Here is a 21,855-nt window from a genome sequence, read left to right as displayed (position 1 = left end):
TTATTGGGACTGCTCGCTCGGATGGGGAAAAGAGAGGTGTAGGCATGGATTCTGGAAATGCTGCCTGGATGCTGGTAGCGGCATCCATGGTTTTCCTGATGACTCCGGCGGTGGCTTTCTTCTATGGGGGTATGGTCCGCGCCAAGGCTGTGCTCAACATGATGATGATGTCCACCCTGGCCATCGCCGTGACCGGGATTATCTGGACCTTTTGGGGATGGTCGATTTCCTTTGCGGGCAAGGACATCGGAGGCGTCTTCGGCGACCCCATCACCGGCTTCCTGCTCAAGGATACGGTCACAGCCAAGAATGGGGTCTTCACCTCGCTTGATTCCGCAAACGCTGCCTACCCGCACACGGTGGACATCGCCTTCCAGGCCGCCTTCGCCATGATCTGCGTGGCCCTGATCTCGGGAGCCCTTGCAGAGCGAGTCAGAATCAGCACCTGGATGATCTTCGTGGCCCTCTGGATCACCTTGGATTACGCGCCCATGGCCCACATGGTCTGGAATCACGGACTGCTGGCTGCCGATGGACCCATCTCCAACGCCATCGGAGCTCAGGCGCACGACTTCGCAGGCGGTACGGTCATCCACATCAACGCGGCAGTGGCAGCCCTGATCATTGTGCTCATCATCGGCAGGCGAATCGGCTTCCCCAAGGAATCCATGCGTCCCCACAATGTGCCCATGGTCATGCTGGGCGCCTTCCTGCTCTGGTTCGGCTGGTTCGGCTTCAATGCCGGGTCTGCCTTCGCAGCCAATGGCACAGCCGGATATGCCTGGGTTTCCACGACCATAGCCGCCAGCGGCGCCACCCTGGGCTGGCTCTTTACTGAACGGGTCCGCACCGGGCATTACACCGCCATGGGTGCCGCATCCGGCATGGTTGCCGGTCTGGTGGCCATCACCCCAGCGGCCGACGTGGTTTCACCCCTCTGGGCCATGGTCATCGGCCTCCTGGCTGGTTTCGTCTGCTGCCTGGCCTGTGGGCTCAAGTTCCGTTTCGCCTATGACGACTCCTTGGATGTGGTAGGCATCCACGGTGTGGGTGGTCTCTTGGGCACTCTGCTGATAGGCTTCTTTGGTACCGGCACGGGCTTCCTGGCCGGCGGCAATTTCCGGCAGCTGCTGGTTCAGTTCCTGGTGGCGCTGATTGCGATCATCTACGCGGCTGCAGTAACTGGCGTGATCGCTTTTGCGCTGGAGAAGACCATTGGTTGGCGGGTCAGCAAGGATCAGGAGGTCATCGGCGTCGATCAGAGCGATCAGGGTGAGAGCGCCTACGACTTCGGGTCCATTCTGAACTGATCAGAAAGGAAGGCAGCATGAAACTCATTACCGCCATCATTCAGCCCGGACGGCTGGATCAGGTTAAACAGGCCCTGACCGAGGTCGGCGTGCACGGTATGACCGTCTCGTCAGCCCAGGGCTATGGCCGGCAGGGCGGCCATAAGGAGGTCTACCGGGGCAGCACTGTCAAGGTGGACCTGGTTCCCAAGGTGCGCTTGGAGGTGCTGACCGAGGATCGCCGGGTCGACGAGCTGGTCAACGCTATCGTCCAGGCCGCCGCCACCAACACCGTAGGCGACGGCAAGGTCTGGGTGCAGACCCTGGACTCGGTGGTCAGGGTCCGTACCGGGGAGACCGGCGTCGACGCCATCTGAGGCAGCTACCTGCTGCCGTCTGTATGGTCGTTTTCCTGTGCTGACCAGTTTTGCAGGATCTCGTCGCTGTGGCCAATTTCATGGTCTGGCTGTCGGGATCCTGCTTTTTCTATGTCTGGGATTTCCTTGTCTGAGTCGTTGAGAATGGCTCTTCACGCTTGGCTGGTCTGGTCGATTGTCCCCATCCAGACATCGGTGCGCGTTCTCAAGCCATTGCAGATGGCCCTGACGCCGATGAAGAGGACATTGAGAACGGCCCAGAGCATGGCTATCCGCCAGGTGGGTGTCCAGTTCATGGCCAGAGCCGTCATGCCCAGTAGTCCGATTACATAGATCACGGCTGTCAGGGAGCAGGTGGCTGCCAGGTAGCGATAATCCCCGGCTCCGATCAGGATTCCGTCCAAGGCCCACATCCATCCAGCGACGGGCATGAAGACCCCTTGGACGATCATGCCCACGGTGATCAGAGATCTGATGGCCGGCGTTGGGCTGAACAACGGAGCAGCGAAGAGGCCCAAAGCGATCATGACCAGCCCGACCAGCACTCCCATGGTCATGCCGGCCTTGGCTGACAGGTCGGTCATGACCCGCGCTCGCGCCCGCTGTCTGGCGCCCAGCTCGGTGGCCACCAGTGACTGACCGGCGATGCCCACGGCATCCAGCATGTTCAGTCCGAAGTTCCAGGCCGAGTTGACCCCCTGGTAGGCAGCCAATACCTGCTCGCCCAGGTGGGCTGCAGCCACCACGGTCATGAACAGGCAGATCCGCAGGGCCAGGGTCCGCAGGAAGAGCGGGAAACCGTCGCCCATGCTGGCCGCCATGCCTGAGAGTCGGGGCCGCAGCTGGGCGCCTTCCTGACGGGCCCAGACCAGGGCGGGGATGGTCAAAAAGAGCCCCATGGCCCACTCGGCAATCAGCGTGGCCAGGCCTGAGCCCAGAATGTCCATGTGCAGGCCGAAGACCAGAAGGACCTCCAAGGCGGTGTTGAGGATGGCGCCTGATACAGCGGCCACCAGGGTGATCTTTACCTTTTGCAGTCCCCGGAAGATGCCGTTGGCCGCATAGACCATAAGCATGGCCGGAAGACCGAAGACCAGGGCACTCAGGTAGGTCTGCGCTGCCTGCAGGACCGGCCCGCGGGCTCCCATCAGGCTGCAGATGGGCCGGCTCAGAGCCAGGAGCAGGGCGCAGACGACCAGGCCGATGACGAAGGCCAGCCACATGCCGTCCACGCCGGCCTGCATGCCCTCCCTACGGCGGCCTGCACCCATGAGTCGGGCTACCTGGGAGGTGGTCCCGTAGGCCAGGAAGATGCAGAGCCCCACGGTGGTCAGCACCACAGTGGATCCGACGGAGAGCCCGGCCAGGGCCGAGTCGCTGATGTGGCCCACGATGGCGGTGTCGATCATGACGAAGAGCGGGGAGGCGATCAGCTGGCCGAAGGTGGGTATGGCCAGTCCGGCGATGGTCCGGTAGGTCGCCCGCCGCTCTTCCGGCGTGATTGATCCGGTCTCGGTTTCAGGGATGTTCCTGTGGCTGTGCATGGACGTCATGCTAGTGCTCGGGCCTGAAGACGCAACCCCTGGAAGCCCGTCCGTGGACGCCCTGCCGGCAGATCACGTATCACCAAACAGCCCTGAGTGCAAGCTGGATTGATGATGTGGAAGGCTGTCCCCAAGTTTTGCACAGAGTTATACCCATGAGGTGGATAAGTTGCACACATGTCCTCTAGGACACGCCTTGAATGTGGATAACTTATTTTTCTGTACACATGCAGGAGCAGCCCTGTGCCCGTCCAGTACGGTCGGCGCGTCCTGGTGAATGCCTTGGGTGAAATCCGTCTCTTAGGGCTGTCAAGGACGGTCCTCTTCGTAGAATCGTGGCTATGGCTTCCGACGACTACACCGACTACACCCATCCCGAACAGCGTCCCACCGATCATGCCCAGACCGGCCGTGACATGCTTTTCGACCGGGTGCCCCCGCATGACGACGATGCGGAGATGGCCGTGCTGGGCGGCATGCTCATGAGCAAGGATGCCATCGGCGAGGTCAGCCAGATGATCGAGATATCCGACTTCTACCAGCCCAAGCACCAGACCATCTACGAGGCCATCGTCACCCTCTTCTCGGCCTCCCAGCCGGTGGATGCGGTCCTGGTGGCCAACGAACTGCTCAAGTCCGGCGACCTGGAGAAAGTGGGGGGCACCGACTATCTGCACTCCCTGGTGGCCTCGGTCCCAACAGCCGCCAACGCCACCTACTATGCCGAAATCGTCCACCAGCGGGCCATCCTGCGAAATGTGATCGCGGCTGGCACCAAGATCGCCCAGCTGGGCTACTCGGCCGAGGGCTCCCAGGCCGAGGACATCGTCAATCTTGCCCAGGCTGAGGTCTACGAGATGAGCGTGGGCAGGGTCCGCCAGGATTACGAGGCCATCGGGCCGGTCGTCCATGACACCCTGGACCAGCTGGACAAGCTGCAGAACGGCGAAATGGAGCGGGGTGTACCCACCGGCTTCAAGAGCATCGACGATGTGACCCAGGGCCTGCAGCCCGGGCAGATGATCGTGGTGGCCGGCCGCCCGGCCATGGGCAAGTCCACCCTGGGTATCGACTTCGCCCGCGCCGCAGCCCTCCATAACAATATGACCACGGTGGTTTTCTCCCTGGAGATGAGCAAGACCGAGCTGGCCCAGCGCATCATTTCGGCCGAGACCGACATTCCTCTGGTGGCCCTGCGCCGGGCGGACGACATCACCCCTGAGCGCTGGAACACCCTGAACACCTTCTGGAGCAGACTCCAGGACGCCCCGCTCTTCCTGGACGATTCGCCCAACATGAGCCTGATGGAGATCCGCGCCAAGTGCCGCCGGCTCAAGCAGACCAACGACCTGAAGCTGGTGGTCATCGATTACCTGCAGCTGATGACCTCGGGCAAGCGGGTCGAATCCCGCCAGCAGGAGGTCTCCGACTTCTCACGCGCCCTGAAGCTGCTGGCCAAGGAGCTGGAGGTTCCGGTGGTGGCGCTGAGCCAGCTCAACCGCGGTCCCGAGATGCGCAACGACAAGAAACCCATGCTCTCCGACCTGCGCGAGTCCGGCTCAATCGAGCAGGATGCCGACGTGGTCTTCCTGGTCCACCGGCCGGACTTCTACGACAAGGAGGACCGTCCTGGCGAGGCCGACATCATTCTGGCCAAGCACCGCAACGGGCCCACCGATACCTTCAAGCTGGCCTTCCTGGGCGAGAAGTCCAAGTTCAAGGACATGCCCCAGGACTATCAGCAGGGAGGGGTCTGATCATGCGGCCCACGACTTCCAAGGCGCAGCCTGCCGATCAGCCTGGTCGTCCCCGTCGGCCTTGGCGTTCGCTCCTGGCCCTTATGGTCGGAAAGGCGGTACGCCTCGTTTCGCGGCTGTCCCATCATGGCGGTTCGGCTTTGCCTGGCAAGGTGGTGGAGCACATCGACCCAGGCTTCCTGGCCAGGACCCTGTCGGGGCTGCCTCGTGGTGTGGTTCTGGTCTCGGGGACCAATGGCAAGACCACCACCACCCGGATGGTGGCCTCCATGCTGGAATCCCTGGGCCTTAAGGTCTTCACCAATCCGACCGGATCCAACTTCACCCGCGGCGTTGTTTCGGCCTTGGTCTCTACATTGGGGCTCTCCGGCCGTCTTCATGCCGACATTGCCGTCCTGGAGCTGGACGAGGCCTATGCGGTCCACTTTGTGCGACAGGTCAAGCCCCGTTACGCCCTTCTGCTCAATGTCATGCGCGACCAGCTGGACCGGTTTGGGGAAATCGACACTACAGCCCGGCTGCTGGGTCAGGTGGCTCAGGCCACCACGGGCACGGTGGTTCTCAACCGTGAGGATCCGCGCATTGCCAGCCTGGCCGCCCAGACACCGGCCCAGACCGGTGTGGCCTACTTCGGTCTGTCAGACGATCTGCTGACCTATTTCCCTACCGATGACGACATGCATGCCTCGGACCGGGGTGCTGACGTTGGCAGTGCGGGCAGCGCTCCCCGTCCGGTCCGCCATGGTCACCGGCTGCCAGCCGAGGTGACCCTGGAACGGGTCATGGACCACAGGGCTGCCTTCCGCCTGGACGGTCGGATCCTGGAGACCGATCTGCGTTTGGAGGGCGTCTACAACCTCTACAATGCGGCCGCTGCCCTGGCGCTGGTGAGAATCGTTCTGGAAGACAGGGAGCCTGATGATGCAGCGCTCATGGATGCCCTGTCCAAGGTGACGCCCGCCTTCGGCCGCGGAGAGGTCATCACCTACCAGGGCGCGCCGGTTGAGCTGGTCCTGGTCAAGAACCCCATGGGCTTCCGCCTGGCCCTGTCCTCCTTCGACCCTGCCGGACAGGACACCATGATCGCCATCCGCGACGAGTATGCGGACGGACGTGACATGAGCTGGCTCTGGGATGTGGACTTCACCTCGCTCAGGGATACCGGCGTGGCTATGGTTTCCGGCACCCGGGCCTATGACATGGCCCTGCGCCTGGCTTATGACCAGGTGCCCACCGAGGCGATCGAGACCGACCTGGATCGGGCGCTGGCAGCCTTCCTGGAGGTGCATCCAGGCCGACCCAAGCGAATCTACTGCACTTACACGTCAATGCTCCGGCTCCGGTCCGCCCTCGGCAGGATCACGAGCGTGGATGATGCCGGGGTGGGCGCATGAGCGAGCAAACCAAAAGGAGCGCAGGAATGCCGCAGTCGCAGGATAAGGCAAAGGCCGCTGGGACCCATCCGCCGCTGCTGATCCTCTCCCTCTACCACCGTGACATGAACATCTACGGGGATTCAGGGAACATACTCAGCGTGACCCGCAGGGCTGATCTGTATGGGTTCAGTCCCGTGGTCCGCTATTACGATCCCGGTGATGCCTGGCCGGAGCGGATCGATATGATTCTGGGCGGCGGCGGCCAGGACCATGGCCAGGAACGGATCATCGACGACCTGCGGAAGCGGGGTGGACTTCTGCACGATCTGGCCGACCAGGATGTGCCCATGCTGATGATCTGCGGGCTCTACCAGCTCTTCGGCCATTATTTTGAGACCTCAGACCATGAGCGCCTGGAGGGGGTCGGCATCCTTGACGTGTATACCATTGCCAAGTCCGAGCGGATGATCGGCAACCTGGTGGAGCAGGCAGAGGACTTCGGCAGGGTGGTCGGTTATGAGAACCACTCGGGTCTGACCTACCTGGGGGAGGGGGCCGAACCCCTGGGCATGGTGACCGAGGATGGCCGAGGCAACAACGGCAAGGACCACACCGAGGGGGCCAGACGGAAGAAGGTCATCGGCACCTATATGCATGGGTCGCTACTGCCGAAGAACCCGGCCATTACGGACTTTCTTATCGCTGGCGCAGCCGAAAGGCGGTACGGCCAGGGCACCTTCGCCCAGATGAAGGAGGCCATGGACCAGAAGAGCAGGAACGAGTTGGAGCGTCTGGACTCCTTGGCTGATCAGGCCAGTCGTATCGCAGCATCCAGGCCCAGATGAAGGAGAGCCTGCGGTTCCTGCGCAGATGTTGATCATCAGGAAAAGGGTTGTGCCGAGGGGCAAGGCGCTGTGGTCCCTCTCGCCATGGTGTTGAATCGGATCGGTCAATGATAACCAGCTAGACTATAAAGAGAGACGGCCGCTCGTCTCTTGGCGGTCAAAAGAGCCCGGTACTTCAAGGGCGTATGAATGCTGGGAGGCATATCATGTCGGATTTGCATATCGGTGACGGATTGCACAAGGTGCTTCTGGCTGGCATCGGAGCCTTGGCCACAGGCGTGGAGAAGGGCCAGGAGGTCATTGACAACCTGGTCAAGAAGGGTGAGCTGACAGTCGAGCAGGGGAAGATTCTTAATACTGAGTTAAAGCGGAACAGGAAGAACCCTCCCGCTCCTGCACCTGCACCGGCTGCACCGGCCCCTGCCGCTGGAGCGCCCAGGCCTGCGACTCATGTTGCTCCTGATTCCCGCCGTCCCGACCACGAGCCCCTGGCGCCAATGCCGAATCGTCGGTCCGGGTCCATCCCCATCACATCCAATGATCCCATTGCGGGTCAGCAGGGCTGAAGGCGGTCGATTACTGTCAGCGTCGGTCGTCTGCGCCGGAATGTCTGCCGCTGGTCGGCCATGCGGATAAAGGACGCAGGTGAGTGGTGAGTATGGATGCCATGAACGGGCATGATGCCCCTGTGCAGACCATCGGCCTCTTCGGGGTCGGTACGGGAGAGCGGCAGGGGGCGGCAGTAAGAATCCGGCACAGGCGTGGCAGGGCCCGTCGACTGGCCGAGATGATTCGCATTGCCAACCGGTTCGACATCATCCATGGTCTGACCCCGGTCACCATGCGCCGATTGTTCGAGGCGCTCGGGCCCACTTTCGTCAAGGTGGGCCAGATTCTCTCCATGCGTTCGGAGATCCTGCCGGAGGCCTTCTGCCGTGAGCTCTCCAAGTTGCGCGCCGACGCGGATCCCATCCCGTATTCCGTGGTGATCAGCACACTGGCCGCCGAGTACGGCCGTCCGCTTGACCAGATCTTCTCCTCCATAGATCCTGTTCCCCTGGGGTCGGCTTCCCTGGCGCAGGTGCATCGGGCCCGCCTGATCAGCGGGGAGGACGTGGCCGTCAAGGTCCAGCGCCCAGGGATTCAAGAGACCATGGCCCAGGACATCGACATTCTGCGCAGCATGGTCAAGTGGGCCTCCCGGTTCGTCCGCAGTACCCAGGTGATTGACATCCGTGGGGTTGTCGAGGAGCTCTGGGAGACCTTCCAGTCCGAGGTCGACTTCCAGCAGGAGGCCGCCAATCTGGCTGAATTCAAGGATTTCTGTGACTCTTACGCCTACATCGACTGTCCGAAGCCCTATCCTGCTCTTTGCACCAGGCATGTGGTGGTGATGGAGTACATCGACGGGATATCCCTCTCACGGCCCGCCCAGCTGGTGGCCCAGGGCTATGACCTGAAGGAGATCGGCATCAAGCTGGTCGACAACTATGCCACCCAGATCATGGACCGGGGCTTCTTTCACGCTGATCCGCACCCCGGCAACATCATCATCCGTGATGGTTGCATAGTGCTGATCGACCTTGGGATGGTCGGCCGCCTGGATAAGGTGACCAAATCGGCCTTGAAGGACATGATTTTTGCAGTAGGACGTGAGGATTCACCGGCACTGGCCCAGGGACTGCTCCGCTTCGCTGGCACAGGCGAGGCCAGGGCCGAGGACTACCCCTATCTTTTGGCCGACCTGGATGCGGTCGTCCAGCGGTTCGGCAAGCTGGATCTGGCCGATTTGGATATCGCCGAATACGTCAATGCCGTTATGAAGCTGGCCGCCCGACATGGCATCAAGGTGCCGGGGTCGGTCACCATGGTGGCGCGCTGCCTGGTCACGCTTGAAGGGCTCTTGGACGAGTTCCTGCCCGAGGCCAACATCGTGCAGATCATCACCGATCATGTTGTTTATAGCCAGGGCACAGGATCCATCCTCAAGGAGGAGACCCGGAAGCTGGGCATCCAGGGTGATCTGGCCCTGCATGGGCTTTTGGGCGCCCTGGCCGAGTCCCAGACCGCAGCCAAGATGTTGACCCGGGGCCAGCTGCGCGCCAATGTGCAGCTGGTAGGCTCCGAGGAACCCCTGCAGCAGCTGTCTGACATGGTCAACAGGCTGACCATGGCCCTGATTGTCGTCGGCCTCTATGTGGGTTCCTCAATCGTCTACTTCGCCCGCATCAAGCCAGTGGTCTTCGGCATCCCGGTGGTCAGCATGCTGGGATACGTGGTGGCCTTCATTCTTTCGGTCTGGATAGTCCTGGACATCCTGATCAAGCACCGGGCCCTCAAGCGTCGGCGACGCAACGGCGAAGCCTAGGCTGAGAGCCCCTTCATCATATATGGGTATAGATACTGTCTGATGCTGAATCAGCCAGCGAAGTCCTCCACGGTTTCAGGGTCCTCATGGTCCATGAAGGCGGATTTGCCGGTGTCCATGGCCCGCAGTCGGTCCATCTCCTGGTCAGTGAGCTGGAAGTCCCAGATGTCGAGGTTCTCGCGCATGCGCTCGCGGTGGGTGCTCTTGGGGATGACGATGACCCCGTCCTGGACCAGGAAGCGTAGGGCTACCTGGGCTGCGGTCCGGCCGTGCGCCTGCCCGATCTCGGTCAGGGTCGGGTTGGTGAACATCCCCTGGCGGCCTTCGGCGAAGGGTCCCCAGGATTCAATACGGGTGCCGTATTTGTCCATATAGGTGCGCTCCTGGGGACGCTGGTGGAAGACGTGGGTCTCCAGCTGGTTGACGGCCGGGACGATTCTGTTGAACTTGACCAGGTCCACATAGCGGTCGGCATAGAAGTTCGAGACACCGATGGCCCGCAGGACCCCCTGGTCATAGAGGTCCTCAAGGGCGTGCCAGGCTGCGTAGTAGTCGTTGAAGGGCTGGTGGAGGAGGACCAGGTCCAGGTGGTCAGTACCCAGCTTCTTCAAGGACTCCTCGACTGAGGCCTTGGTCTTGTCGTACCCGTAGTTGGTAATCCAGACCTTGGTGGTCAGGAAGACCTGGTCGCGGTCGAGGCCACTCTGGGCCAGGGCATCTCCGACGGCTTGCTCGTTTCCATAGGCCTGGGCTGTGTCGATGGCCCGGTACCCGGTCTCCAGGGCATCCAGGACTGAGCGGCGGCACTCGTCCAGGTCGGCGATCTGGTAGACGCCGAAACCTTCCATGGGCATGAGGACGCCGTTGTTGAGCTTGACGGACGGGACGGAGGTGGATGAATCATTCTGCATGGTATCGTGCTTCTTTCTTGGCAGATTGCTCGACGGAGTTGATTAAAGGCGGGGCATGCCTCTCTGATCTGCATGTTCAAGGATAAGGCCTTGAAGCAGCTTGAAGTCAAGCCGGCAAAGCGCGTCCAGCCTCCTGCGATGCTAGCGTGGATAATGAAGTACTGATGGCTGGAGGCGATGATGGGGTCCAAAGCACGATTGGCCGGCAAGGTCGCACTGGGTCTGGGATTCGGTGTTTTGGGAGGCTGGTGCTGGGCCCTGGCCCCTGGCCTTTCAGTGGTTGCGGGCCGGAGAAAGCCCGTCGGTCTGTCCTTGCATCCCTACGCCCATAGGGGCCTGCACGACTCTGGCTCGGGGATGGAGACGACCAATCCCAACCCTGGACAGACCGCCTACCTGCATCGTATCCATGACTGCCTGAAGGTTGAATCCGATCGTCCCTCAGGCAGGCACGCCTCGGCCCAAGCCAAGTCCCCTCGGGTAGTGGCGCCTGAAAATTCTCTGGCTGCCTTCGAGGCGGCCTGCAGGGCCGGCTACGGGATTGAGCTGGATGTTCATCTCAGCCGGGACGGCCAGGTGGTGGTCATCCACGATGGAGACCTGCAGCGGATGGCTGGCGTCAACCGGGCAGTGGCGGACCTGACCTATGAGCAGCTGCAGAGGATTCCACTGTGCCCAAGCCCTGCCCAGGCTCTTGAGTCCGGGGAAGGAATTCCTGGCTCTGCCGACCACGATGGCGGTCCCGAAACGGAGGGCGGGGACGGGGGCCTCAACGATCTCGAGGCGCAGCATGTGCCTCTTCTGTCCGAGGTGCTCGCTCTGGTGGATGGCCGGGTGCCCTTGGTCGTCGAGATCAAGATGGACAGGGGCTTGGATCGGGAGCTCATGCGTCGGACCGATGCCCTCCTGTCCAGGTACCAGGGCCCCTATGTAATTGAGTCCTTCAACGTCCTGGCCCTTGCCTGGTATCGGGTTCACCACCCAGGCGTCACCAGGGGGCAACTGGTCGCCCCCTACCATGGCCGGGTGGACTCCCGCTCATCGGCCCTGCGCTGGATGGCCGGGTCCCTCCTCTTCAACTGGCTGGGGCGGCCGGACTTCGTGGCCTGCGAGTGGCACAACGGGCACTCACTGCCCATGCGTCTCTATCGGTTCCTAGGTGGAACGCCCATCGCCTGGACCGTCCGCTCCGAGCATGCGCAGGAGGAGGCCAGTCCGGACTTTGATGGGATTATCTTCGAGTCGTATCTGCCCGAGAGCTGAACCAGCTATACAGGCCTGAGGCCGCAGCGGCCAGGCCTATCGCCCACAGGGCCATGATTAGGAAGTAGCCGTAGGGGAGAGGCACGACGCTCATGTCTATCTGGTCGGACAACTGGTGAAAGATGACGGCCAGTACCCCCGCCATGGCCAGGGCCGAAAGAAGGATGGCCGAAAGGGCATCGATTACTGACTCCACAATCGAGGAGCAGACCAATGTTCCACGTGAAACACCGGCAGCCTGCATCCTTCGGTTCTCCTGGCGGCGCTCATTGACTGCGATGGCGCATGCCTGGATCAGGAAGATGGCCGTCAGGACGATGGCCCCGTTCGCTATCTGGGGCATGGCCCGCTGCACCTTCTGTGACCTTTGGATGTTGGAACGAATGTACTCCTTCTTGGTGCAGGCCTTGATGCCCTTCCTGTCCCATGAAGCATTGAGTTGACTGATCAGATTGTCTGTCCGAACTCCTGGGGCGGTCCTGGCCAGGGTGGTCGATCCACTGTTGTCGGGCGCCAGTTGCGACAGGTCTGCATCCGTCATCAGGTATTCGCCCGTCTGCCCTGTCGGGGTCATATCGACTACGGCGGTGATGGTCAGCGTATGGCCTTTGTCGTACCTGTCGATCAGAGTCAGCTTGCGACCAATAGGGTTTTTCTCCTGGGTGCGGCCACTTGCAATAACGGCGATCTTGCCCGGCCCCAGGTCAGCAGCGGAGCCCTTGATGAAGATTGGGCTAATTGTATTGACGCTCTTGCCTGCTTTGTTGACGTGCATAGCCATGACGGAAGGTTCGTCATTGCCGCCATTATCTTCCTTGTCCGCAGTTGTCCAGGATCCCTCGCTATAGGTGACTGCGGATTCGATGTCTGCAATGGACCGAAGTCGGCGATCCAGGTCTCTTGGATCATTGGTCTCTGCGTTGATCATGGTTTCGGCAGCGATCGGCTTATACCGGCTTATGGCTTCTTGTGCCCAGCCGGATCGTCCCAGGGCTATAAATCCGGTTACGATGACCAGCATCAGTATGATCGGCACTGCTACGGCGGTGGAGCTCCGGTTTTCCTTCCGCGCCCTTTGCCGCGCCAGGAGACCGGCGCCTCGGAAGGCCAGTTGGAAGGGGATGCCGATCAGGTTGGCACAGGCCGGAACCAGGACAGGGGCCAGGGCGCCGATGATGACGAGCAGACAGCCGGTCGAGGCCATGATCTGGATTTCAATGTCCATGCCCTTGAAGCGATGATAGACCATGGCCAGTCCTCCAGCCAGGCCGGCCAGGGCGATTATCAGGCGAAGAGGACCGATTGACTTGGTCCCTGACCGATTTCCCGAGTCCTGCAGGGCCTCGATGGGAGAGATCGCGGTAATCCTCCTGGCAGCGAACCAGGTTCCCAAGAGGCCTGCCAGGAGTATCCCTACGAAAGTGAAGAAAATTCCCGTGGGGTGGGGATGCGCGGTCATTTCCAGCGCTTCAAAGCCTGAGTTGATTAGGGACTTGGCGAATGCGGGCACCAGCAGGCATCCCGCCAAACTGCCCAGGAGGGCGGCCAAACCTACCGGAATCATGAATTCCAGTAGGGAGATGAATCTCACGGTCCTGGGAGAGGCGCCTGAAAGCCGCATCATGGCATACTCGCGACGACGGCGCTCGATCAGGAACCCCACAGAAGTGATGACGAGGAAGATGGAGACGAACCCGCATATGCAGGCGTACATTATGGATATCAGTGAAGCGCCGTCTTGTAATAACAGGGTCATAGCGCGGTCGTAGGAATTCATTGCGCGAGTATCTGGCATCCCGTCGCCCTTCCGAGCGGCAATGGCTACCTGGGCCCAGGCGCTGGTAAGGACCGAAGCGGCCATGACCGCCAAGACCATGACCGTGTAGGAGGACCGATGCTCATGCAGAAAGGATCGCACCAGGGAGGCCAGGCCAGGAGTGCGTGCCTTGGTTCGAACTGCGGTTTGCGAGCCGCCCCCGCCCATCGGTCCTGAGGTCCCGGTTCCTGCCAGCGATCTACCTAGGGAAAGGGACTTGCCCTCCATGGTGTGCTCCTTTCTCGCCCTTGAATGCTGCTGTTCTTATTGCAACACCGGGTGAAGGCCCACTCAGGGTGTTTTCAGGGTCAGACCAGGGGGAGAACCAGGGTGGCGATCAGCGATTAAGCGCTCTTGTACGAGAGGGTAGAAGTCGAGGGATAGACGGTTGGGAGAATAGATGTTGGGAGGATTACAGACATGATGACTGGTTCGCTAAGCTCCATGGCATTGCGGAGCCGGCAGTTTCTATAGCGACGACTTCATAGCGAACCTATCCTCGCTGACGGGGTAGGGGAGGGAAGCCTAGTCCATTTTGCACAGCATCTGCCGGGGCGGCCATCGAGCACCGTTGAAAAAAGGACCCGAATCGTGCAGGATTCGGGTCCTTGTCAGGTATGGGGTTCGTGCCCTGTCAGTTCGTTGGATCAGTCGATGACGCCGTAAAGGCGGTCGCCGGCATCGCCCAGGCCGGGCACGATGTAGGCGTGCTCGTTCAGCTTCTGATCGACTGCGCAGACCACCACCTTGAGGTTGATGGAGGGGTCCATCTCCTCCTTGAGGCGGTTCAGGCCCTCGGGAGCGGCCAGGATGTTGATGGAGGTCACGTCCTTGGCGCCGCGCTCGGCAAGGTATTTGGTGGCGGCGATCAGGGTGCCGCCGGTGGCCAGCATGGGATCCAGCAGGAAGCACTGACGCCCGGAGAGGTCCTCCGGCAGGCGGTTGGCGTAGGTGATGATGTCCAGAGTGTTCTCGTCGCGCTTGAGACCAAGGAATCCGACCTCGGCGGTTGGCAGCAGCCGGGTCATGCCGTCAAGCATGCCCAGTCCGGCGCGCAGGATGGGAACCACCATGGGGCGTGGGGAGCAGAGCTTCTTGCCCACCATGGGAGCGACAGGGGTCTCGATGGGGTGATCTTCGATGTCCAGGTTGCGGGTGGCCTCGTAGGCCTCAAGCATGACCAGTTCGCTGATCAGCTCGCGGAAGGTGTTGGAAGGGGTGTTTTTGTCCCGCAGTACGGTCAGCTTGTGCTCGATCAGCGGGTGTTCCAGTACGTGAAGTTCCATACCTCTCAGCGTAGCTCAGCGGGTCGGCTTCTGGTAGCGACCGGCAAGCCATGCTGCCTTCGATTTAGGAGTGGAAATGAAAACGCCGAACCATGCAAGCGCCTGTCGGCGCAAACGCCGCTCGCAGCGGCAACAAACGGAGCCCGGGGCTTAGCCATGGTCCGACGCAATCTCCATTGTAGGGCATGCCGGGTCCTGATCTGTGCTCATGACGCGCTTACGCTTCCGGCTTGAAAGGGTGGCGGAACCTACTCCAGCCGTCCTCGCCGCCAGAGTGATGCGCCCCTCATGAAGTCACGTGCCGTCTGATTGAGGGAGTTGACGGTGCGCTGTGCTGCGTCGACCTCCTTGGCCTCCTGACCGTCCAGCTGCCGGCTCTGGGCGTCCCGGATGGTGGTCTTGATGCCGCGGGCGATCACGTCGCAGAAGGCTCCGGCCCGTTCCAGGGCTATGGCGAAGTCGCCCGTGAAAGCTCCGGAGAGGATGGAGTCGGCGGTTCGGATGATGTCGTCGGCCTCCGGGGCTTGGTCCACGCCGGCGATTGCTGATGCAGCGGTGTCGGTGGGTTCGCCCAGCCTCCAGAGACGACTGATTCCATCAGCGTCCCGACGCATCCAGCTGCGAAGCATGTAGAGGCGCCAAAGAATGCCGGGCAGAGAGTCGGGGTCGCTGTCACTCCAGAGCTCGGCCACGACATCCACACCCTCACGGTCTACCAGGGTCAGAACCCGTTTTACGATGGCCGGGTCGGCGCTGTGGTGGACCCGGTCCAGCAGGGAGGCTGCTGATACATGGCTCATCTCGCTGATCTGCTGCGGATCCATGCCTCCGGAGAGCTGGTCAGCGATGGCTGGATCCAGCTGGCCAGGGCGTGAGGGCCGGGATGCTCCGGTACCAGAGGCCACGAATCCCGTACGGGAGGAGCGGATTGAGGATGAGCCGATTCTGGAGTTGCTGTCAGTAGACAATGGGAGTCACCTTCTGTATGTCGATGATGGTCGGATGATTGGGGTCGCCGGTCAAACTGAGGACGACAGCGTTGCCGGTGGGCATGAAGGGGGAGTCGTCTGGCAGCCGTTTGGACAGCGATCCGCTGGAGCATAGCCCACGCAGCTTCTCGAAGACTCCTCCCAGGACAGGTCGATGCATGCAGATCATGATGGTTCTGTTACCTTTCAGCAGGTCGGCCATCTGCCCGTCCAGCCAGTTGTGGGCCTGGTCTGGGTGTCGGTGATAGGAGGACTCCGTCAGGCAGGCCACCATCTCTATGGGCAGGCCTACCTCGTCGGCGTAGGGACGCAGTGTCTGCACACAGCGGATCCAGGGGGAGGACAGGAGGCGGTCGGGAGCAAAGCAGGCCAGCTCCCGAGCCAGGGCGTAGCAGGTGCCGGCGCCCTTGGGGGTCAGGGGACGATTCGCGTCCTTGCCTGTCCATTCCTTTCGGGACACTGCCTTACCGTGGCGGACGATGATCAACTGACGAGCCCGGATACCGCCCTGCTCCACCCGGTCCACAAAGGCATCCAGTATGGTTCTGTCGCTGGGGTGGGTCAATAGTTTGCGGGCTTCGGAGGCTCCAACCCATCGCATCTGGTCGACTTCCCTGGAATCAGGCCGGTGGATGGGTCCCAGCAGTGCGCCCTGACCGGCGGCGTGTTCCGAATCGGTCGGAGTAGCCATCCAGTAGCAGATATGTTTGAGTCTGCCGCCCTTGCCGCCCCGGCGTCGGCCCTCGTTGTTCAGGGGATATTCGGCATCCCCCAGGTACGGCCCCAGCCGGACAAGACAGCCTGTCTCCTCGCCGACCTCGCGCACAGCCGCCCGCATGTGGGTCTCACGATTCTCCAGCTTGCCCTTGGGCCAGCTCCAGTCGTCGTACTTGGGGCGATGGACCAGGCAAAGCTCCAGCTCATCAAGGTCGGATCGGGGGCTGCTTCCTGGGGCTGCTCGGCCGTCGTCGCTGAATTTCATCCATCCCTGGAAGGTTGTGCGCCACCGGTAGAGGATGGCTCCGGCTGCCTCAACCGTCCTGCTCATGGCCGGATGCCATCCCGATCGTCCGCCTCTGCGGCGGGCCTGCCGGCTTGGAGGCGTATCATCATCGCCTGGCCCTGGGGGTTCGGGAGTGACGGTCGATCAGGTACTCCTGCGAGTCGACCAGAGGCCGGCCCTGATCATCCCGGCTATGGCGCACGTAAGTGCCGTCAGGCTGCATGTGCCAGGAGCTGGTGGTATCGGCCATCTGCAGATCCACGTAGTCGATCAGACCCTGCACCTGCTCGGGTGCGGTGATGCGAACCAGCGCTTCCACACGGCGGTCCAGGTTGCGGTGCATCAGGTCAGCAGAGCCTATCCAGACTTCTGGCCCGGCCAAGGGACCCTCGCCGATCTGGGGGCCCTGAGAGTTGGCGAAGGCGAAGATGCGGCTGTGCTCCAGGAACCGTCCCAGGATGGAGTGGACTCGGATATTCTCGCTCAGCCCGGGCACGCCTGGCTTCAGGGCACAGATGCCACGCTCCACGATGTCTATGCGAACTCCGGCCTGGCTGGCCCGGTAGAGAGCGTCGATGATCTTTTCATCCACCAAGGAGTTGACCTTGATTCGTATCCACGCGGGCTTGCCGTTCAAGGCGGTCTCTTCCTCGCGGGCGATCCGTTGCAGGAGCCCGGAGCGGACCGTGCGTGGGGCTACCAGCAGGCGGTGGAAGGAGGACTTGGGCGCATAGCCTGACAGCTGATTGAAGAGCCTGGTCAGGTCTTGTCCCACTACTGGATCGCAGGTGAGCAGACCCAGGTCGGTATACTGGCGGGCGGTCTTTGGGTTGTAGTTGCCGGTGCCCACGTGGCAGTAACGACGTAGGCCGTCCTGCTCCTGACGAACCACCAGAGAAAGTTTGCAGTGGGTCTTCAGCCCCACGATTCCGTAGACCACATGGACGCCGGCCCGTTCCAGCTGGCGAGCCCAGGCGATGTTGGCCTCCTCGTCAAACCGGGCCTTGATCTCGACCAGGGCCAGGACCTGCTTGCCGGCGTGCGCGGCATCCACCAGGGCATTGATGATGGGCGAGTTGCCTGAGGTCCGGTAGAGGGTCTGCTTGATGGCCAGCACTCGCGGATCGGCCGCCGCTTGCTCCAGGAAGGCCTGAACCGAGGTGGAGAAGGAGTCATAGGGGTGGTGGAGGAGGATGTCATGCTCACGGATGGCGGCGAAGATGTCCTGGGCCTGGCTGGATTCCACTTCGGCGATCTGCCGGTTGGTGGTGGGAATGAAGGGGCGGAACTTGAGGTCGGCCCGGTCGATGGACTGCAACTCGAACAGGACCGTCCAGTCCAAGGGAGCAGGCAGCCGATAGACTTCTTCCTGGTTGACTCGCAGCTTGCTGGCCAGCAGCTGGGAGAGGAAGGGAGAGGCGGAGTCGGAAATCTCCAGGCGGATGGGCGGTCCGAACCTTCGCTGCAGAAGCTCCTTCTCCATGGCGTTGAGCAGGTTCTCTGCGTCATCCTCCTCGACGTCAATATCCTCATTGCGGGTGACGCGGAAGGAGCGGGCCTCCTTGATGATCATGCCGGGGAAGAGGTATTCCAGGTGGGCGATGATCAGATTCTCCATGGTGATGAACCCGTAGCGCTCCTCCTTGCCCTCTTCGTCGGTCAGATCGTCCACAGGAATCAGACGTGAGAGATTGTCGGGAATCTTAACGCGGGCGAAGTGGGTCTTGCCCGAGGTGGGGTTCTCCACCAGGACCGCCAGGTTCAGTGAGTTGCCTGAGATATAGGGGAAGGGATGGGCCGGGTCGACGGCCAGCGGGGTCAGGACCGGGAAGACCTGGTTCCGGAAGAAGTTGGTGAGCCGTTCCTGCTCCTGGCTGCTCAGTTGTGTCCAGCTCAGCAGGATGATGCTTTCGGCGGCCAGATCCGGCAGGATGTGGTCGATTACATAGTGGGCATGCTCATCCTGAAGCTTGTGGGCCTGCTCGGAGATGGCCCTCAGCTGCTGACGGGGGCTCATCCCGCTGGCAGCCGTTACAGCGATGCCGGTGTCTACGCGACGCTTCAGACCCGCCACGCGGACCATGAAGAACTCATCGAGATTGCTGGCGAAGATGGCGGCGAAGTTGGCGCGCTCCAGCAGGGGCACGCTCTCATCCTCGGCCAGCTCAAGTACGCGTTTGTTGAACTTGAGCCAGCTCAGTTCCCGGTCGAAATAGCGGTCCTCAGGCAAGGGCGAGACCGGGTGATCCGAGTGCTTGGATACATGCCGTGCCTGGCCATCGGTCTCGGCAATATGCTCCGCAATCTGGCTCCGTAGCAAGGCCTTGGAGGGTGCGTCAAATTTCTGAACCATACCATAGCACTCTATTCGCAGGTGCCGTCCTCTGCAATCATTGATAAAGCTTGTGGATAAATAGGAACGGCCCCCCGCAGGAGGCCGTTCCCACAAGGTCGGTCCAGATGGAATCTCTGCACAACATCATCGTTGCAACGGTCAAGTCTTATACACCCGTCCAACGTATCGGTCCTAGTGGCCATACACTTTGTGGGCTTCCGTGCTCTTGAACCGTCCTTGTATAAGCTATTATGCCAGTTTTGAGGCCGATGGCAAGCCTGTCCATCGGCTGGGGCGGGGGAAGGCTGCCGACTTGGTCTTTTGTGCGATTGCGTGCATTGAGGCAGGCCAAATATACCAGGTTTGGAGGAATCTGTTGCTTCCGTGTGATCATCTGTGGCATTTCATGGACTTGGACTCAAAAACACTGCAATTTCAGGCGTGTCGCGGTCTTGATGCATTTATACACAAAGAGGGCGAAGCGGTGTGGAGACATGAGGTCATTCGACCACATCAGCTCCGGGGACTGGTGCTGATGCCAGAGGGCGGATGTACTGGTAGCCATGACTGGAATGAGCATAGGCAGACGGCCGAAAGTTATAAAAGACTGCATGAAAGGGTGGGAGCCTGAAAGGACTCTGCACTCCTTTAAATCGGTCGGGTTGTCCTCGGAGCACCAACCAGGCAGGGGGGCGGGCGAGGATACCGGCATCGGGCGGAGCGACCCGGAGGCCAAATATGGGTCCGCTGTGGCCGGATTGGTCTTTCTTTCCGCCTCAGGAGGCATTGGGCTGACAACCATGACAGCTTTGATGGCCAAGCAGCTTCGGGACACGGTCCTGTCATGCGCTCTGGTGGATCTGGACCTGGACGGCGGAGGGATGGATGTCTTGGTCGGCATCGAGGGGGCGCCTGGTATGCGGTTGGGAGGAATCCGTGCTCCCCTGGGCCGGGTGGATCCTCAGGCCCTCCGTGAAGAGCTGCCGGTCTGGGATGGCATCCCGTTGCTCAGCAACGATCCTTGGAGTGCTCCGTCACAGGGTTGGTGGGACGTGGATGCAGCTGTCAACGCAATGGCTGGATTTGCTGATCTCCTGGTGATCGATGCCGGTCGGGGCCGTGGTCTGGGTAATCTGCGCTCGCTGAAGGGTCTGCCTTCGTTGTTGATGGTGGATATGACCGTGCTGGGCCTTGCACGGGCGAAGGCACTGCTCCATGCTCTGAACAGCCGCAGAGGTGCGGGCGACCAAGCTCAAGACGGTCCATTGATTTCGTGTAGGCCCCCCATGGCTCTGATTGGGATGATGCCCACTCAGCACCGGGTCAGTCATGGCGTCGACCCGGAGCAGGCGGAAGAGTTTCTGGGCCGATCGGTGGACGTGGTTCTCAATCCGCAACCGAAACTGTCTGCATCCGTCTTGGATGGACGTGGTCTGGAACGGGTGCCGCGTGCTTACGCTCGGGCTCTTCATCCCCTGGTGGAGCGGATTGCAGGAATGATCGTCGGCGAAAGAAGGGAAGAGCGGGTCTCTTCTCGCGAACTGACTCGGTCTAAGGCTGTCCAATGATCGAGAGAAGCGGGGAAAGCATCGAAGGTTCATTCTCTGATGATGATTTCGCCCAGCCGCCCACTTTCGGGTACTTGGATGGGTTGGTGAGCGATCCTGCTGTGACTGACATCGCAGTGACCGGACAGGGCGATGTCTGGATCGACCGAGGTGCGGGCATGGAGGAGGTTCTGCTTCGGCCTGGGTTTGCAGGCCCTCGGGCAGTAAGGGACTTTGCTGTGCAGTTATGCGCTCAGCTGGGACGTCGCCTGGATGATGCTCGGCCCATGGCCGATGCCTCCAGCAGGGAGGGGATCAGGGTTCACGCCGTGCTGGCCCCGCTCGTTCCCGAAGGCGCTGCCATTTCCATCAGACTGCCCAACAGAAACCCGCCCGGTCTGGAAAAGCTGGTTGCTGGCGGGCTGTGTCCCGTCAGTTGGCTCTTTATCCTTCGGGCGCTAGTGGTCAATCGGGCGACCATTCTGGTGACTGGTGGCACGGGTGCCGGCAAGACCACACTTCTACGGGCCCTGCTGGGCATGTGTCCACAGGAGCAGCGGCTGGTTGTCGTAGAGGAAGTCCGTGAGCTGGGCCGTATTGCCGGTCATAGGAACTTGGTTTCCCTGGCTGCCAGAGAATCCAACATTGAAGGGGCAGGGGGTGTGGGGCTAGTCGATTTGGTTAAGGCCACACTGCGCATGCGGCCCGATCGGATCATTCTGGGTGAATGCCGGGGAGAGGAGATAGCGGATCTGCTGCGAGCTTTCAATTCTGGTCATCGGGGTGGCATGGCCACTCTGCATGCCGACAATGTAGAACGCGTTCCTGCCAGGTTGGCGGCCTTGGGGTTGCTGGCGGGGCTGGAGCCGAGGGCCTTGGCGGCTCTAGCTCAAGGGGCATTTGACGTTGTTATCCACCTGGAACGAACCGGTGGTCATAGACATATCGCTCAGATTGGCCGACTGACGACGACCGTTGACGGTCGGCTTTTGGGGGAGGCTGTCTGTACCTGGCCGGGCCGAGGTGCAGCTACATATGGAACGGCCTGGTCGAAATTTGCCAGGCGGTGGGGCATTGTGACCAGCGCCTCGGCGAACGCTGCGTAGTTGAGGTGGATTATGAATGGCGAGACTGCAGCTTGGTTGGCTG

General features: G+C 61.3%; 16 protein-coding genes and 1 pseudogene. 10 read left to right on the top strand and 7 right to left on the bottom strand.

Annotated features, from left to right (window positions below):
- Nucleotides 1-44: 44 nt before the first annotated feature.
- Both ACVWNW_RS04110 and ACVWNW_RS04105 read left to right on the top strand, forming a co-directional pair.
- Nucleotides 45-1,310, top strand: a complete 1,266-nt coding sequence (locus ACVWNW_RS04110; protein WP_454483169.1) for an ammonium transporter — start codon at nucleotides 45-47, stop codon at nucleotides 1,308-1,310.
- A 17-nt stretch (nucleotides 1,311-1,327) separates the two neighbouring features.
- Nucleotides 1,328-1,666 carry a P-II family nitrogen regulator gene (locus ACVWNW_RS04105; protein WP_144177796.1) on the top strand — a complete coding sequence of 113 codons (339 nt, stop codon included), beginning with the start codon at nucleotides 1,328-1,330 and terminating at the stop codon, nucleotides 1,664-1,666.
- A gap of 152 nt (nucleotides 1,667-1,818) precedes the next feature.
- Here the strand turns inward: ACVWNW_RS04105 and ACVWNW_RS04100 are convergent, their stop codons facing one another.
- A complete protein-coding gene (locus tag ACVWNW_RS04100; RefSeq protein ID WP_454483373.1) occupies nucleotides 1,819-3,210 on the bottom strand; it encodes an MATE family efflux transporter in 1,392 nt (463 codons plus the stop codon).
- A 416-nt stretch (nucleotides 3,211-3,626) separates the two neighbouring features.
- Between ACVWNW_RS04100 and dnaB the strand changes: the two genes are divergently transcribed.
- The 5 genes and pseudogenes from dnaB (at nucleotide 3,627) to ACVWNW_RS04075 (ending at nucleotide 9,556) form a co-directional block, all read left to right on the top strand.
- Entirely contained in the window at nucleotides 3,627-4,967 is a 1,341-nt protein-coding gene (gene dnaB / locus ACVWNW_RS04095) for a replicative DNA helicase (RefSeq protein ID WP_046323917.1), read from the top strand.
- 83 nt (nucleotides 4,968-5,050) lie between these two features.
- Nucleotides 5,051-6,361 (top strand): DUF1727 domain-containing protein, encoded by a 1,311-nt coding sequence (locus ACVWNW_RS04090; RefSeq protein WP_454483371.1) that lies wholly within the window; start codon nucleotides 5,051-5,053, stop codon nucleotides 6,359-6,361.
- 26 nt (nucleotides 6,362-6,387) lie between these two features.
- Entirely contained in the window at nucleotides 6,388-7,188 is an 801-nt protein-coding gene (locus ACVWNW_RS04085) for a type 1 glutamine amidotransferase (protein WP_454483166.1), read from the top strand.
- Nucleotides 7,189-7,394: 206 nt separating this feature from the next.
- Nucleotides 7,395-7,559: pseudogene (locus tag ACVWNW_RS04080) on the top strand (phasin family protein); the annotation flags it as partial.
- A gap of 287 nt (nucleotides 7,560-7,846) precedes the next feature.
- Nucleotides 7,847-9,556 (top strand): ABC1 kinase family protein, encoded by a 1,710-nt coding sequence (locus ACVWNW_RS04075; protein WP_454483369.1) that lies wholly within the window; start codon nucleotides 7,847-7,849, stop codon nucleotides 9,554-9,556.
- A 50-nt stretch (nucleotides 9,557-9,606) separates the two neighbouring features.
- Here ACVWNW_RS04075 and ACVWNW_RS04070 read toward each other — a convergent pair whose 3' ends face one another.
- Nucleotides 9,607-10,467, bottom strand: coding sequence for an aldo/keto reductase (locus tag ACVWNW_RS04070; RefSeq protein WP_198191249.1), 861 nt, complete (start codon nucleotides 10,465-10,467; stop codon nucleotides 9,607-9,609).
- A gap of 177 nt (nucleotides 10,468-10,644) precedes the next feature.
- Between ACVWNW_RS04070 and ACVWNW_RS04065 the strand changes: the two genes are divergently transcribed.
- Nucleotides 10,645-11,730 carry a glycerophosphodiester phosphodiesterase family protein gene (locus ACVWNW_RS04065; RefSeq protein WP_454483164.1) on the top strand — a complete coding sequence of 362 codons (1,086 nt, stop codon included), beginning with the start codon at nucleotides 10,645-10,647 and terminating at the stop codon, nucleotides 11,728-11,730.
- On the opposite strand, the gene ACVWNW_RS04060 is transcribed toward ACVWNW_RS04065, so the two are convergent.
- The 5 genes from ACVWNW_RS04060 to ACVWNW_RS04040 form a co-directional block, all read right to left on the bottom strand.
- Nucleotides 11,699-13,774: an ABC transporter permease gene (locus tag ACVWNW_RS04060; protein WP_454483162.1), complete on the bottom strand. Its 2,076-nt coding sequence runs from the start codon at nucleotides 13,772-13,774 to the stop codon at nucleotides 11,699-11,701. The two genes, ACVWNW_RS04065 and ACVWNW_RS04060, sit on opposite strands and share 32 nt — an antisense overlap.
- A gap of 419 nt (nucleotides 13,775-14,193) precedes the next feature.
- Nucleotides 14,194-14,832 carry a uracil phosphoribosyltransferase gene (gene upp, locus ACVWNW_RS04055; RefSeq protein ID WP_015022561.1) on the bottom strand — a complete coding sequence of 213 codons (639 nt, stop codon included), beginning with the start codon at nucleotides 14,830-14,832 and terminating at the stop codon, nucleotides 14,194-14,196.
- Between the two features lie 248 nt (nucleotides 14,833-15,080).
- Nucleotides 15,081-15,776 carry a thymidine phosphorylase gene (locus ACVWNW_RS04050; protein WP_181415198.1) on the bottom strand — a complete coding sequence of 232 codons (696 nt, stop codon included), beginning with the start codon at nucleotides 15,774-15,776 and terminating at the stop codon, nucleotides 15,081-15,083.
- A 13-nt stretch (nucleotides 15,777-15,789) separates the two neighbouring features.
- A complete protein-coding gene (locus tag ACVWNW_RS04045) occupies nucleotides 15,790-16,869 on the bottom strand; it encodes an NUDIX hydrolase (RefSeq protein ID WP_198191252.1) in 1,080 nt (359 codons plus the stop codon).
- A gap of 61 nt (nucleotides 16,870-16,930) precedes the next feature.
- A complete protein-coding gene (locus ACVWNW_RS04040) occupies nucleotides 16,931-19,177 on the bottom strand; it encodes an RNA degradosome polyphosphate kinase (protein ID WP_110425893.1) in 2,247 nt (748 codons plus the stop codon).
- A gap of 593 nt (nucleotides 19,178-19,770) precedes the next feature.
- Here ACVWNW_RS04040 and ACVWNW_RS04035 point away from each other — a divergent pair.
- Entirely contained in the window at nucleotides 19,771-20,727 is a 957-nt protein-coding gene (locus tag ACVWNW_RS04035) for a CpaE-like family protein (RefSeq protein ID WP_198229753.1), read from the top strand.
- Nucleotides 20,724-21,812, top strand: a complete 1,089-nt coding sequence (locus ACVWNW_RS04030) for a CpaF family protein (protein WP_198229752.1) — start codon at nucleotides 20,724-20,726, stop codon at nucleotides 21,810-21,812. The genes ACVWNW_RS04035 and ACVWNW_RS04030 overlap by 4 nt, the downstream gene beginning before the upstream one ends.
- Nucleotides 21,813-21,855: the final 43 nt, after the last annotated feature.

This window comes from Bifidobacterium sp. JNUCC 75 (assembly GCF_054819865.1).
Note: the sequence above shows the minus strand (reverse complement) of the source record. Positions and strands in the feature narration are given on the sequence as shown.